The organism is Achromobacter sp. GQ309, assembly GCF_059759315.1.
This window is the reverse complement of sequence record NZ_JCAXDP010000008.1, coordinates 205,430-219,161: the sequence shown is the minus strand read 5'-3', so window position 1 is coordinate 219,161 and position 13,732 is coordinate 205,430. Positions and strand designations below refer to the sequence as shown.

Annotated in this window: 15 protein-coding genes; 14 read left to right on the top strand and 1 reads right to left on the bottom strand. The window is 64.3% G+C overall.

Going from position 1 to position 13,732, the window contains the following annotated elements:
* The first annotated feature begins 86 nt into the window (after positions 1-86).
* From AC6CIE_RS24080 to AC6CIE_RS24035, 10 genes are all read left to right on the top strand, one after another.
* Positions 87-1,217, top strand: coding sequence for an MlaE family ABC transporter permease (locus AC6CIE_RS24080; protein WP_498094318.1), 1,131 nt, complete (start codon positions 87-89; stop codon positions 1,215-1,217).
* Positions 1,217-2,056 carry an ABC transporter ATP-binding protein gene (locus tag AC6CIE_RS24075; protein ID WP_175124877.1) on the top strand — a complete coding sequence of 280 codons (840 nt, stop codon included), beginning with the start codon at positions 1,217-1,219 and terminating at the stop codon, positions 2,054-2,056. Before AC6CIE_RS24080 ends, AC6CIE_RS24075 begins: the two co-directional genes overlap by 1 nt.
* Positions 2,043-2,990 (top strand): MlaD family protein, encoded by a 948-nt coding sequence (locus AC6CIE_RS24070; protein ID WP_175124878.1) that lies wholly within the window; start codon positions 2,043-2,045, stop codon positions 2,988-2,990. The genes AC6CIE_RS24075 and AC6CIE_RS24070 overlap by 14 nt, the downstream gene beginning before the upstream one ends.
* A gap of 5 nt (positions 2,991-2,995) precedes the next feature.
* On the top strand, positions 2,996-3,604 hold the full coding sequence (locus AC6CIE_RS24065) for an ABC-type transport auxiliary lipoprotein family protein (protein WP_498094316.1): 609 nt from the start codon (positions 2,996-2,998) through the stop codon (positions 3,602-3,604).
* A gap of 103 nt (positions 3,605-3,707) precedes the next feature.
* Positions 3,708-4,361: an alpha/beta hydrolase gene (locus tag AC6CIE_RS24060; protein ID WP_175185896.1), complete on the top strand. Its 654-nt coding sequence runs from the start codon at positions 3,708-3,710 to the stop codon at positions 4,359-4,361.
* A gap of 152 nt (positions 4,362-4,513) precedes the next feature.
* Complete coding sequence (locus AC6CIE_RS24055) at positions 4,514-5,776, top strand: D-alanyl-D-alanine carboxypeptidase family protein (protein WP_175124881.1); 1,263 nt, start codon at positions 4,514-4,516, stop codon at positions 5,774-5,776.
* Positions 5,777-5,909: 133 nt separating this feature from the next.
* Positions 5,910-6,776 (top strand): D-amino acid aminotransferase, encoded by an 867-nt coding sequence (locus tag AC6CIE_RS24050; RefSeq protein WP_498094314.1) that lies wholly within the window; start codon positions 5,910-5,912, stop codon positions 6,774-6,776.
* Positions 6,777-6,905: 129 nt separating this feature from the next.
* On the top strand, positions 6,906-7,181 hold the full coding sequence (locus AC6CIE_RS24045) for a YbeD family protein (protein ID WP_175124995.1): 276 nt from the start codon (positions 6,906-6,908) through the stop codon (positions 7,179-7,181).
* Between the two features lie 12 nt (positions 7,182-7,193).
* Positions 7,194-7,832: a lipoyl(octanoyl) transferase LipB gene (gene lipB / locus AC6CIE_RS24040; RefSeq protein WP_218342531.1), complete on the top strand. Its 639-nt coding sequence runs from the start codon at positions 7,194-7,196 to the stop codon at positions 7,830-7,832.
* The gene (locus AC6CIE_RS24035; protein ID WP_175136879.1) at positions 7,829-8,551 is read left to right on the top strand and encodes a tetratricopeptide repeat protein; all 723 of its coding nucleotides are present in this window, start codon (positions 7,829-7,831) and stop codon (positions 8,549-8,551) included. The genes lipB and AC6CIE_RS24035 overlap by 4 nt, the downstream gene beginning before the upstream one ends.
* Before the next feature lie 34 nt (positions 8,552-8,585).
* Here AC6CIE_RS24035 and AC6CIE_RS24030 read toward each other — a convergent pair whose 3' ends face one another.
* Complete coding sequence (locus tag AC6CIE_RS24030; RefSeq protein ID WP_498094312.1) at positions 8,586-9,398, bottom strand: substrate-binding domain-containing protein; 813 nt, start codon at positions 9,396-9,398, stop codon at positions 8,586-8,588.
* Between the two features lie 178 nt (positions 9,399-9,576).
* Between AC6CIE_RS24030 and lipA the strand changes: the two genes are divergently transcribed.
* The 4 genes from lipA to AC6CIE_RS24010 all read left to right on the top strand — a co-directional run bounded on the left by lipA (position 9,577) and on the right by AC6CIE_RS24010 (position 13,727).
* Positions 9,577-10,581 (top strand): lipoyl synthase, encoded by a 1,005-nt coding sequence (gene lipA, locus AC6CIE_RS24025; protein ID WP_498094310.1) that lies wholly within the window; start codon positions 9,577-9,579, stop codon positions 10,579-10,581.
* A gap of 160 nt (positions 10,582-10,741) precedes the next feature.
* Positions 10,742-11,836: a DegT/DnrJ/EryC1/StrS family aminotransferase gene (locus AC6CIE_RS24020; protein ID WP_498094308.1), complete on the top strand. Its 1,095-nt coding sequence runs from the start codon at positions 10,742-10,744 to the stop codon at positions 11,834-11,836.
* 2 nt (positions 11,837-11,838) lie between these two features.
* Positions 11,839-12,780, top strand: coding sequence for a glycosyltransferase family 2 protein (locus tag AC6CIE_RS24015; RefSeq protein WP_452003129.1), 942 nt, complete (start codon positions 11,839-11,841; stop codon positions 12,778-12,780).
* Positions 12,777-13,727 carry a WxcM-like domain-containing protein gene (locus tag AC6CIE_RS24010; protein WP_498094306.1) on the top strand — a complete coding sequence of 317 codons (951 nt, stop codon included), beginning with the start codon at positions 12,777-12,779 and terminating at the stop codon, positions 13,725-13,727. Before AC6CIE_RS24015 ends, AC6CIE_RS24010 begins: the two co-directional genes overlap by 4 nt.
* Positions 13,728-13,732 lie beyond the last annotated feature (5 nt).

Sequence of the window (13,732 nt, the reverse complement as noted above, 5' to 3'; positions counted from 1 at the left end):
TTGTAGGGCACGCGGGCCGCGCTCGCGGCCGTAGCCCCCCTGCGTTTATGATTGGCGATACATTTTTGCATCCGCACCCCGACGACATGCCGCATTCCGCATTGCTTGCGACCGCCGCCGCGCCTTTCCGCCATGAAGGCGGGGTCTGCCACGTCGGCGGCGACTGGAGCGTCCTGGCGCTGGCCGAGTCGGGCGAAGTGGAACGCAGACGCGCGGCGCTCGCGCGGGCGGCCAAGGAAGGCGCGCGCTGGGACATGCACGCGATTCACCGGCTGGACACGATCGGCGCGCTGATCATCTGGCAGGCGTGGGGCGAAAAGCTGCCCGAGCGCGTGCGCTGGGGCGCGGGGCAGCAGGACGTCTTCAACGCGCTGGCGATGAACAAGGGCGAGACGCCCGCGCCCGCCGCCAAGCCCGAAACCTGGACATGGGTGCGCACCACGGGCGGTGCGATCCTGCGGGCCGCCGAGAACGGCAAGGCGCTGCTCATCATGCTGGGCCAACTGGTGCTGGACGTGGGCGCCATGCTGCGCCGGCCCTGGCTGGGACCGTGGCGCGAGATTTCCGCGCAGGTGTACCGGACCGGCGCGCAGGCGCTGGGCATCACGGCGCTGGTGGGCTTTCTTATTGGTGTGGTGCTGTCCTACCTGTCGGCGCAGCAGCTTCAGATGTTTGGCGCCGACCGCTTCATCGTGCGTCTTCTGGGCGTGTCCATCGTGCGCGAGCTGGGCCCCGTGCTGGCGGCCATTCTGGTGGCCGGCCGTTCGGGGTCTGCGATCACGGCGCAGATCGGCGTGATGCGGGTCACACAGGAACTGGACGCCATGCTGGTCATGGGCATTTCGCACGGCCAGCGGCTGATCCTGCCGCGCGTGGTGGCGCTGGCGATCACGATGCCGCTGCTGGTGCTGTGGACCAGCGCGATGGCGCTGCTGGGCGGCATGCTGGCGGCGCAGGCGCAACTGGGCGTGTCCGCGCAGTGGTTCCTGCAGTCGCTGCCTGATGCGATCACGCTGACCAATTACTGGATCGGCATGCTGAAGGGCGTGACCTTCGGCATCCTGATCGCCCTCATCGCCTGCCATTTCGGCCTGCGCATCCAACCCAACACCGAAAGCCTCGGCCGCGGCACCACTACGTCGGTGGTTACGTCGATCACGGGCGTGATTCTGCTGGATGCGGTGTACGCGGTCATTTTCAGTTCGGTGGGCATCTGATGAACAACGCCACGCAGAATCGGCTGTTCACTGAAGAGGGCGTGACCGTCGAGCCGGTCATTACCGTGCGCGGCCTGCGAACCGCGTTCGGCGACCATGTCGTGCACGACAATCTGGACCTGACGGTGTTTCCGGGCGAGATCCTGGTGCTGGTCGGCGGTTCAGGCACGGGCAAGACGGTGCTGCTGCGGCAGATCATCGGACTGGACGTGCCGGCTGCGGGCACGGTGAAGGTGCTGGGTCACACGCTGTCGGAATTGACGGCGGGAGAGCGCCGGCGCCTGTCATACCGCTGGGGCATGCTGTTTCAGGCGGGCGCGCTGTTCTCGGCGCTGTCGGTGTTCGACAATGTGGCGCTGCCGCTGCGCGAACTGCGCACGGTGCCGGAAGACCTGGTGCGCGACGTCGTCATGTGCCGGTTGGCCATGGTGGGCCTGTCGTCGCGCGATGCGGACAAGCGCCCGTCGGACCTGTCGGGCGGCATGGTCAAGCGCGTGGCGCTGGCGCGCGCGCTATCGCTGGACCCGGAATTGCTGTTCCTTGATGAGCCCACGGCCGGGCTCGATCCGCTGCGGTCCGACGAGTTCGTGGACCTGGTGCGCAGCCTGCACCGGCAGCTTGGCTTTACCGTCGTCATGGTGACGCACGACCTGGACACGCTGCTGGCGCTGGCCACGCGCGTGGCCGTGCTGGCCGAGAAGCGGGTGATCATTTGCGACACGGTGCCTGAAGTCCTGAAGTTCGATCACCCGTTCATACATACATTCTTCCTGGGCGAGCGCGGTCTGCGCGCGCTGGGAGACCTGGCACCGAAGGGAATGCACCATGGAAAACCGTAGTCATGCGCTCATGGCCGGTATCTTCACGCTGGTCCTGCTGGCTGCCGCGACGCTGACGGCCATCTGGATCGGCCGCGACCGGACGCAACTGCAGCCATACGAAATCATCTCGGCCACGGCCGTCACGGGCCTGAATCCACAGTCGGCCGTGCGCTACCAGGGCGTGCCCGTGGGCCGCGTGCAGTCCTTGGCGCTCAACCCCAACAAACCCGGGCAGGTGCGCATCCGCATCGGCGTGGCGCCCAACACGCCGATCACCGAATCGACGTGGGCGGAACTTGGCGTGCAGGGCGTGACCGGCATGGCCAACGTGGACCTGCGCGACGACGGCTCGTCGCTCAAGCGCCTGACCTCCACCGCCGAGCATCCGGCCGCCATTCCGCTGCGCCCGGGCTTTCTGGACCGCATCGAGAAGCGTGGCGACCAGTTGATCTCCAACGTCGAAGTCGCGACCGAACAGTTGAAACGCGTGCTGAGCGAACAGAACGTGCAGGCGCTTACGGCCAGCCTGCAGAATGCCAACGACATTTCGCTGTCCCTGAAGGAAGCCAGCCGCGACCTCGCGCCCACGCTGGCCAAGCTTGGTCCGCTGATGGATTCGCTGAACAGCACCTCGCGCCAGGCCGATCGCGCCGCGCGCGAGATCGGCGACCTGGCCCAGCAGGCCCGCCAGTCGCTGGCGCGCCTGAATGCGCCGGACGGCCCGCTGGCGGTGGCCACGCGCAGCCTGAACGACATCGCCCTGGCCGCCGCGCGGCTGGATGGCGAGACCCTGCCGGCCTTCACCACCATGGCGAACGACGTCAGCACGGCCGCGCGTGGCGCCGCCATCACCCTGCGCCGTGTGGACAACACGCCGCAATCGTTCCTGTTCGGTCCCCCGCCCATCGCGCCGGGACCCGGCGAACCCGGTTTTGCCGGATTCCGGAGATAGACCTCATGAAGATGCGCAGCGCCATTCTGATTCTGACCCTGGCCCTTGCCGGATGCGGCATCGGCCGCGTGGACGCGCCGCCCACGCTGTTCGACCTGGGGCTGGATGCGCGGCCCGTGCCTGCCTTGCCGGCCCGCGATCCGATCGCGCTGACGTTCCAGTCGGCCCCCGGTCTGACCGACACCGGCATGATCTGGCGCGTGGGCGACAGCGCCGCGCCGCGTTCCTATGCCACGTACCGCTGGGCCGCGTCGCCCGCCGACCTCGTCCGGCAGCGCATCACCGATCGCCTGTCGCGCCAAGGCGCGGTGCTGAGCGACCGCGTCACGTTGCAGACGCCGCAACTGCAGGTCTCGCTGGCGCAGTTCGAGCAGGTTTTCTGTGAAGACGGCCAGTCGAGCCAGGGGCGCGTCCTGCTGCAGGCGGTGCTGCTGGATGGGCGCAACGTCGTGGACCAGAAGCGCATTCTGGTGGCCGCGCCCGCGCCCACGCAGGATGCAGAAGGGGGCGTCGCGGCGCTGCGCCAGGCCACCGACGAGGCGAGCGACCAGCTTGCGCAATGGCTTGCCGCCACCTTGCGGCCGCCCGCCGCAGCCGCCTCGCGCGGAAAGTGAGCGTCAGCTCGCGGCGCTGCGCGCTGGTTGCGGTCAACCGGCATTTCGCCGGGCGGGCCGGGCGGTTAACATCGTTTCTTTTTTCCGCACGCTGAGTCCCGCCATGTCCGCACGCACTGAAACCCACGCTTTCACCGGCGCCGCCGGCCGCATCGATTGCGCCATCGACTGGCCCGCCGACACGCCGCGCGGCTGGGCGCTGGTGCTGCATCCGCATCCGCTGCAGGGCGGCGCGCGCGAGAACAAGGTGGTCACGACCCTGTCGCGCGCCTGCGTGCAGCACGGCCTGGTGGCGGTGCGCCCCAACTTCCGCGGCGTCGGCCAATCGGAAGGCACGTTCGACAAGTCCGTCGGCGAAACGCAGGACATGCTGGCCGTGGTTACGCAGATGCGCGAACTGCATCCCGAACTGGCGCAGGCGCCCTGGGTGCTGGCGGGCTTTTCGTTCGGCACCGCCGTCGCCGCGCAAACCTACGCCGCGCTGGCCGATGCGGGCGAGGCCGTGCTGCCGTCGGCGCTGATGCTAATGGGGCCGGCCGTCAATCGCTTCCAGTCGCACGAGGTGCAGGTGCCGGACGACACGCTGATGGTGCACGGCGAAGAAGACGAAGTGGTGCCGCTATCTGAAGCCATGGACTGGGCGCGGCCGCGCTCGATCCCGGTGGTGGTGGTGCCGGGCGCCTCGCATTTCTTCCACGGCAAGCTGCTCGTGCTGCGCCAGCTGGTGCAGGCCCGATTGAAGGTTGCGCTGGACTGATCCGGCCTCCCGGCAGTTCGCAGGTTGCATCAGGTTGCATGTTTTAGGCGCGCAGGGAACCCCACGCGGCCGGGATGGGTCTGATCGACTGCCTATAATTGTCAGCCACTTGCCCCGCGCCGGCGGGCGTCATTCCTGGACCCACGTTGCCGATGAAGAAATTGCCTCACTCCGCTCAATCCCCCGTTGTCTTTACCCGTCGCATCATTTCAGGCGCGGTGTTGTCAGCGATGCTGGCGGCCTCCCTGCCAGCTTGGGCGCAGCAGGCGCCAGCCGCACCCGCCGCCGCGCCGGCCGCGACGGCACCGGCTCCGTCGCCGACCGGCGCGGTGCCCGTCGGCGACGTCTCGGCCGTCCCGGCGCCCACCATCGCGGCCAAGGCCTGGATCGTCGTCGATGTGAACAGCGGCCAGACGCTGGCCGCTTCCAATCCCGACATGAAGGTCGAGCCGGCCTCGCTCACCAAGATCATGACGGCCTACGTCGTGTTCAACGCACTGGAAGAAAAGCGCCTGACGCTGGAGCAGACCGTGCCGGTGTCCGAGCACGCCTGGCGCACGGGCGGCTCGCGCATGTTCATCGAACCGCGCAAGCCGGTCACGGTGGACGAACTGAACCAGGGCATGATCGTGCAGTCGGGCAACGACGCCTCGGTGGCGCTGGCCGAAGCCGTGGGTGGCAGCGAGTCCGCCTTTGCCGCGCTGATGAACCAGGAAGCCGATCGCCTGGGCATGAAGAACACGCACTTCATGAATGCCACGGGTCTGCCCGATCCGCAGCACATGACCTCCACGCGCGATCTGGCCACGCTGTCCGCGCACCTGATCACCGATCACCCGGACTTCTTCCACTACTACAAGCAGAAGAGCTACACCTACAACAAGATCACGCAGCCCAACCGCAACCGCCTGCTGTGGGCTGACCCGTCGGTGGACGGCATGAAGACCGGTCACACGGATTCGGCCGGCTACTGCCTGGTGTCGACGGCCGTGCGCGGGGATCGCCGCATCCTGGTGGTCGTGGTGGGCACCGACAGCGAAGCGACGCGCGCCGAAGAAAGCCTCAAGCTCCTGAACTGGAGCTTCCAGAACTTCGACACGGTCAAGCTGTTCGACAAGAGCCAGCCCGGCATCGACGCCCGCGTCTGGGAAGGCACCGCCGAGAACGTCAAGCTCGGTCCGCCCAACCCGGTGTCCATCGCCGTGCCGCGCGGCAAGGCGGGTGAATTGAAGCCGGTCGCGCAGCGCACCGATCCGCTCATCGCGCCGCTGGCCAAGGGCCAGCAGGTCGGCACGCTGCAATTCACGCTGGACGGCAAGGTTCTGCGCACCGAACCGCTGGTGGTGCAGGACGCCGTCGAACGTGCCGGCTTCTTTGGCCGCATGGTCGACACCGTCAAGCGCTGGTTCCAGTAAATCGGCGCCCCGCGGCCGCAGCCGCGGGTGTAAGCTAGCAGCGGGCGTTTCGTGCGCGAAACGCCCGTTTTGCATTCTTCGGGGGCGAGCCGCGCGGCTCGTCCCTGTTCCATTTCAAATTCAGGAGTGCCTCATGATTCCGGGCGTGCCGGGCGAAAGCCAGGTGTATCTCAACGGTGAATTCCTGCGCGTGGACGAGGCCAAGGTCTCCGTCCTGGACCGCGGCTTCATTTTCGGCGACGGCATCTACGAAGTCGTCCCCGTGTACCAAGGCAATGCGTTTCGCATGGCCGAACACCTCGACCGCCTTGATCGCAGCCTAGCTGCCTTGCGCATCGCGCCGCCGTTCGACCGCAGCGGGTGGATCGACCTGATCCAGCAGCTGCTCGACCGCTCCAACCTCGACACCTGCATCGTCTACCTGCAGGTGACGCGCGGCGTTGCCAAGCGCGACCATCCGTTCCCCATGCCGGCCGTCACGCCCACGGTGTTCGGCATGATCGCGCCCTGGTCCCCGCCGCCTGCCGCGCAGCGCGAACAAGGCCTGTCCGCCATCAGCATCCCTGACGAGCGCTGGCTGCACTGCGAGATCAAGTCCGTGTCCTTGCTGGGCAACGTGCTGGCCAAGCAGCAGGCCGTGGACGCCCACGTCGACGAGGTCCTGCAGTTCCGCGACGGCTACCTGACGGAAGGCGCGTCCACCAATATCTGGGTGGTCTCCGGCGGCAAGCTGCTGGCCCCGCCCAAGAACAACCTGATCCTCGAAGGCATCCGCTACGGCCTGATGGGCGAACTGGCCGCCGAGGCCGGCATCCCGTTCGAGTCGCGCCGGATCTCGCAAGAAGAGGTGGAGCAGGCCGACGAGCTGATGCTGTCGTCCGCTACCAAGGAAGTGCTGGCCATCGTGTCGCTGGACGGCAAACCCGTGGGTATGGGCAAGCCTGGCCCTGTTTTTGAGCAATTGCGTGCGGGTTATGATGCCCGCATCGCCGCGCTGTAGTCCTGGCGCGGGGCGGCCTGCCTGCAATGCATGCGGGCCGGCCGTCCGCCCCAACGGCGCCCGCCGGCACTTGCCGGCACGCCGCTTGCCCCCATATAAGAACATTCAGGGGCAACTCTTTTTAGGCACATCATGAACATTCCGCCCGAAGATTCTTTGATCGAATATCCCAGCGACTTTCCCATCAAGGTCATGGGCAAGCAGCATCCCGAGTTTGCGCAGACGCTGACCGAGGTAGTGCTGCAGTTCGATCCCGGGTTCGACGCCGCGACGGTGGAAATGCGCCCCAGCAAGGGCGGCAACTACCTCGGCCTGACCTTCACGGTGCGCGCCACCTCGCGCGAGCAACTGGATGCGCTGTACCGGGCGCTGCATGGCCACCCCATGGTGTCTATCGTCCTGTAAGGCAAGACCGCTGTGATCAAGTGGCTCGCGCGACCGGCGGACTATCTGCCGGTCTGGCAGGACATGCAGGCGTACACCAGCCAGCGCGACGACAACACGCCGGATGAAATCTGGCTGTGCGAGCATCCGCCGATCTACACGCTGGGCCAGGCGGGCCTGCCGGAACACGTGCTCAATCCCGGCAACATTCCCATCGTGCATTGCGACCGCGGTGGCCAGGTGACTTATCACGGCCCCGGCCAGGTCATGGCCTACGCGCTGTTCGACCTGCGCCGCGCTGACATGTACGTGAAGGAATACGTGGCGCTGCTGGAATCGGCCGTCATCGACACGCTCGAGCAGTTGGGTGTGGACGGGGCCTGTCGCAAGCCCGGCGCGCCGGGCGTCTATGTGCCGCATCCCGAAGGCGGCGAGCTGGCCAAGATCGCCGCGCTGGGCATCAAGATCCGCAACGGCCGTGCGTACCATGGCGTGTCGCTGAACGTCGAGATGGATCTGGCGCCGTTCCTGGGCATTAATCCCTGTGGCTACGAAGGCTTGCGCACCGTCGACATGGCGGCCTGTGGGGTGCGGCGCACGCCCACCGAGACGGGCGATGCGCTGGCGCAGAATCTTGCGCACGCCTGGCAACGCCGAAGGAACGCAAATTGAAGACCTACACCGCGGCCGAGGTCGCCGCCACCACGCCCGAACAGCTTGCCCGTCTGCGCGAATCCGGACCGCCAGAGGAATACGCCGCATGGATCCGCGCCGCCGCCGACCTGGGGCTGACCGAGGCGCAGACCATCTACGGACAGATGCTGCTGGACGGCGTGGGCGTCGAGCGCCAGCCCGCGGAGGGACTGGCCTGGTTCAAGCGTGCCGCGCACGCTGATCACCCCATGGCCATCAACATGGTGGGACGCTGCTATGAAAACGGCTGGGGCGTGGCGGCCGACGATACGGTCGCGGCGTACTGGTTCCGCCGCGCCGCCGACACGGGTCTGGATTGGGGGCTGTACAACTACGCCCATATGCTGCGCACGGGCCGGGGCGGCGTGACGCAGAACCAGGCCGCGGCGTTGGCCCTGTACCAGCAGGCCGCGCAGGCCGGCCACGTGAAGTCGATCGGCGTCGTGGGCCGTTATCACGAGGCCGGCGACGTGGTCCCGCAAGACCTGGAACGCGCGTTCGACTGCTACCGGCGCTGCGCTGAGGGCGGCGACTTCCGCGGGATGTTCCACCTGGGCCGGATGCTGCTGTTGCAGGGCAAGAAAGAGGAAGCCGTGCAATGGCTGGTCCGCGTCCCGGAAACCGCGACGCCCGCATTTTTGAAGGAAGCCAACGGCATGCTGCAGGACTGCGGCTTTCCGGCGCTTTACGAAGCGTAGACCAGCCTCACGCGACTCACGCGCCTCACGCGCCTCAGGTGCTCAGGCGCGCATCGAACACCACTTCCATCATGTCGTGCTGCCCGGCGCCTCGTTCGCCGTCCAGCCGGTCCAGCAACAGCTGACCGGCCCGCCGGCCCAGCTCGGCGGCGTCCACGCCCAGCGTGGTCAGGCCCTGCACCCACTGCACCGCGCTGCCGTCGTCCGAGAACCCCAGCACCGCCAGATCCTGCGGTACCTGCAGATCGCGGTTGTGCGCCTCCGACACGGCGGCGGCCGCCAGCAGGTCGGACGTGCAGAACACCGCATCGAAGATCGTATTGGTGGCCAACAGGCGCAGGAACGCCATGCGGCCGTCGTTCATGTGCTGGACTTCCGGTTGGACGATGTCCGCAACCAGTTCCAGTCCCAACGCGGCCGCGCTGCTGATGAAGCCCTCGCGGCGGGCACGCTCCCACGGCGTGTCGGCGCTGATGCAGGCGACGCGCGGATGGCGCTTTTCGGCCAGATGCCGGGCCGCCATGCGGCCGGCTTCGGCGTTGTCGATGGCGACCGCGCTGTCCAGCGTCTGCGGGCAGGCGATCCAGGTTTCGACGATGGGGACCTCGAGCGCGCTAAGGGCGGTGCGCAGGGTGGGCGTGTCCACGGGACCAATCACCAGGGCCGCCGCCGGTCGCAGCCCGTCCAGCAGGGCGAGGCCGGCGGCCTCGTGCCAGGGGCCGACGGACAGGTAGTAACCCGCTGACGCGACGCGTTCACTGCAGGCCTGCAAAGCGCGGGCGGTCGGGCCGGCATCGAGACGGGCGGCAATCACGGCGATTGGGGCGGGCGAGGGCAGGGAAGGCATGGCAAAGGCTGGAAATGCGTCAGGCCAGACGATAACCCAGGGCTGTTGGGGGCGCCGGACATACTGCAGCGGCTCCCCGGGCCGCCGGACGTTCCCGCATCGGATCGGGCCGCGAAGGGTAAAATGCCTGTTTTCTCCCAGACCCGGCCGTTCTGCGCGCCGGTCACGAAGGTGTCCCATGTCCACGCTCGCCGAGTCTCCTGTGCCCTCGAACGAATCCGCCGCCGCGCCCGCGGAAGCGGCCTACGACCCGACGCAAAAGCAGAAATCGCAGGCCAAGACGGCGCGCATTCCCATCAAGATCATTCCGGCCGAGCGCCTGAAGAAGCCCGAATGGATCCGCGTGAAGGCCGCCGCGCCCGGTTCACGCTTCTACGACATCAAGCGCATCCTGCGCGAACACAACCTGCACACGGTCTGTGAAGAGGCCTCGTGCCCGAACATCGGCGAGTGCTTCGGCAAGGGCACGGCCACGTTCATGATCATGGGCGACAAGTGCACGCGCCGTTGCCCGTTCTGTGACGTGGGCCACGGCCGGCCCGACCCGCTGGACACCAAAGAGCCCGAAAACCTGGCGCGCACCATCGCCGCCATGAAGCTGTCCTACGTGGTGATCACCTCGGTCGACCGCGACGACCTGCGCGACGGCGGCGCCGGCCACTTCGTCGACTGCATCACGCATATCCGCGAACTGTCGCCCACCACCCGCATCGAGGTGCTGGTCCCCGACTTCCGCGGCCGCCTGGACCGCGCGCTGACCATCCTGAACGCGGGTCCCCCGGACGTCATGAACCACAACCTGGAAACCGTGCCGCGCCTGTACAAGCAGGCACGTCCGGGTTCAGACTACATGCACTCGCTGAAGCTGCTGGCCGAGTTCAAGAAGCTGCATCCGGAAGTGCCTACCAAGTCCGGCCTGATGCTGGGCCTGGGCGAGACCGACGAGGAAATCCTGCAGGTGATGCGGGATATGCGCGACCACAATGTCGACATGCTGACGATCGGCCAATATCTGCAGCCGTCGGAACATCATCTGCCCGTGCTGCGGTATGTGCATCCGGACACGTTCGCGATGTTCGAGCGTGAGGCTTACGCGATGGGGTTCTCGCATGCGGCGGTGGGCGCGATGGTGCGGTCTTCGTACCACGCCGACGAGCAGGCGCATGCGGCTGGGGTGAATTGACGGCGGAATTCCCGCTGCGCGAGCCGTCCGCTAAGATGGCTGCATACCACAAGCGATACCGCGCGTCCTTACGCTCTCTATTGGTGGCGACGGCGATCCAAATGAAACGGCGGAGCTTCTCCGCCGTCTTTACATTCACACTTTGGGAAATACCGTTCCTATGATCCCCCTATTTTCGGCCGAAAGGGCCAATAAAGACGTCGATCTGATTGCGCCGCTCAATCGGGTGGCAACCAGCAATTGGTACGTGCTGGGGAATGAGGTTTCCAGTTTTGAGACTGAGTTCGCCAAGTACGTCGGTGTGAAGCACTGCATAAGCGTGGCCAACGGCTCGGATGCCTTGGAAATCGCCTTACGTGGATTGGGCGTGCACGCAGGCGATCACGTGGTGACGGTCGCAAATGCCGGCTTTTACGGTAGCACCGCGATACACGCCATAGGCGCGGTGCCGCTCTATGTGGATGTCGATGACCGTACGCTCACCATATGTCCGAAGTCATTGCACGAAGCCCTCGGATCTCGCCCGAAGGCAGTCATCGCCACGCATCTTTATGGGCAGCTGGCCCACATTGAAGAGATAGTTGAGATGTGTGCCAAGGCTGGAGTCCCGGTGCTCGAGGACTGTGCCCAAGCGCACGGCGCGCGTAATGATGCCAAGCTGGCGGGAAGCTTCGGAACGATAGCCTGCTTCAGTTTTTATCCCACAAAAAACCTGGGAGCTGTGGGAGATGGCGGCGCCGTCGTGACGAACGATTCCGAGCTCGCGCAGCGGGTCAAGCAGATCAGGCAGTACGGCTGGTCAAGCAAATACACCGTATCGGTGCCGGGCGGCCGTAACAGCCGCTTGGATGAACTGCAGGCTGCGGTGCTCCGCGAAAAACTGCCGTCGCTTGATATGTGGAATGAGCGACGCCGGGAGATTGCAAAGCAGTATTCCGCTGCCTTTTCGTCTTTGGATGTGAAACTCCCTGCTTCTTGCGGGTTGGATTTTGTTGCGCATCTTTACGTGATGCGCACACCCAAAAGAATGGCCTTGATGCAAGCTTTGAAGGACCAGGAAATTGGCAGCGACATCCATTATCCCATTCCCGATCATCGCCAACCCGCTTACCGGGAATATGCCGGACTGTCGCTTCCAGTAACAGAAGCCGCATGCGATACAGCGGTTTCGCTCCCTTGCTTTCCTGGCATGACCGACGAGGAGGTAAGCAAAGTGATAGATGCCGTGACCCAATTCTTTGCCCAGGAGGCGTGAGCTTGTTGACGCTCGTCGTTCCTGTGTACAAAAACGAGGCGAATGTCCCGTCCCTATTGGAAGCGGTGAGAAATCTTGATATTCAGTTAAAAGGGGATTTCGAGGCTGTCTTCGTGGTGGACGGGAGTCCCGATCGCTCGTATGCCGTGTTGAATGAAGCATTGCCTTCTGCGCAGTTCAAGTCGCAGCTCATTCTGTTGTCGCGCAATTTTGGCTCCTTCATGGCGATTCGCGTCGGGCTGCAGCACGGCACTGGTGACACATTCGCCGTCATGGCGGCCGATCTTCAGGAACCGCCGGAATTGGTGTTGAGTATGGCGCGCATCCTGGCTTCAGACCAATGTGATGTGGTGGTAGGCGCTCGCGAAGGCCGTGAGGATTCGTGGACTTCCAGCCTTGCCTCCAATCTGTTTTGGGCGCTGTATCGACGCTATGTGGTGCCTGAGATGCCGCCCGGCGGAATTGATATGTTCGGCTGCAATCGTGTTTTTCGTGACACTCTGCTGAGCATGGAAGAACGGCACAGCTCCCTCGTGGCCCAGATTTTCTGGCTTGGATTTCGGCGCGAAGTCGTGACTTACCGTCGGCAGGAACGTACTGTTGGAAAATCTGGCTGGACGTTCCGCAAGAAGGTGAATTACATGATGGACAGTGTGTTTTCCTTCACGGATCTGCCTATCAGGCTGCTAATTCGCATTGGTGGACTGGGAGTATTAGCAGCCGCCCTGTGCGGCTTGTTTATTCTCTCAGCAAAGCTCATGGGCGTGATCGAAGTGCCTGGCTATACGTTCACATTGCTAAGCATTCTGCTTTTTGGAAGTCTGAATCTTCTAGGGCTTGGCATCGTTGGTTCGTACGCTTGGAGAACCTACGAAAACACAAAAAAGAGACCGCTGGCAATTCCTATGAGAATAGTGCGGTTTGGACAGGAAGCACAATCATGAGCGGGACCATGGATTTTTTTGTACATGACAGGGCGCTTTGTGAATCGGAGAACATCGGGTCCGGTACGCGCGTGTGGGCGTTTGCTCACATTCTTCCCGGCGCTCAAGTCGGGTCTGACTGCAATGTCTGCGACAACGTTTTTATAGAGAATGACGTCGTCATTGGAAACCGCGTTACGCTCAAGTGCGGCGTGCAAGTATGGGATGGCATTACGTTGGAGGATGACGTATTTGTTGGTCCCAACGCAACCTTTACCAATGATAGGTTTCCGCGAAGCAAGGTTTATCCCGAATCCTTCGCGCGAACTATCGTAAGAAGCGGTGCGTCATTGGGCGCAAATTGCACCATCTTGCCGGGCATTACGATTGGCATGAATGCAATGATCGGTGCAGGCGCCGTTGTGACGCGCTCTGTGCCGCCGAATGCGATAGTGGTTGGCAATCCTGCAAAAATAATCGGTTATATCGACGCGCAGGCCACCGGCTTTGAAGCAGACAGGGACGCCAAAGCGGGGACGCGGCTTGTCCCGACCAAAGTCAGGAACGTCACGCTCCATACAATGAACCGAGTGTCGGACATCCGAGGCAGTCTGACAGCTGGAGAGTTCGGCGAAGATATCCCATTTACGCCGTTGCGTTATTTCCTCGTTTACGACGTTCCCACCGCCGAAACTCGCGGAGAGCACGCGCATCGCGAGTGCCACCAGTTTCTGGTTGCGGTGAAAGGGCAGGTGCACGTTGTCGCCGACGACGGCGAAAATCGCGAAGAATTTGTGCTCGATTCCCCTACCAAGGGGGTGTACCTGCCGCCCATGACGTGGGGTATTCAATATAAATACTCTCCCGACGCCCTGTTGATGGTGTTCGCCTCCCATCATTATGATTCAAATGATTATGTGCGAGATTATGATGAATTTCTTGCCATGGTGGGCGCACGGACGAAGTGACTGGT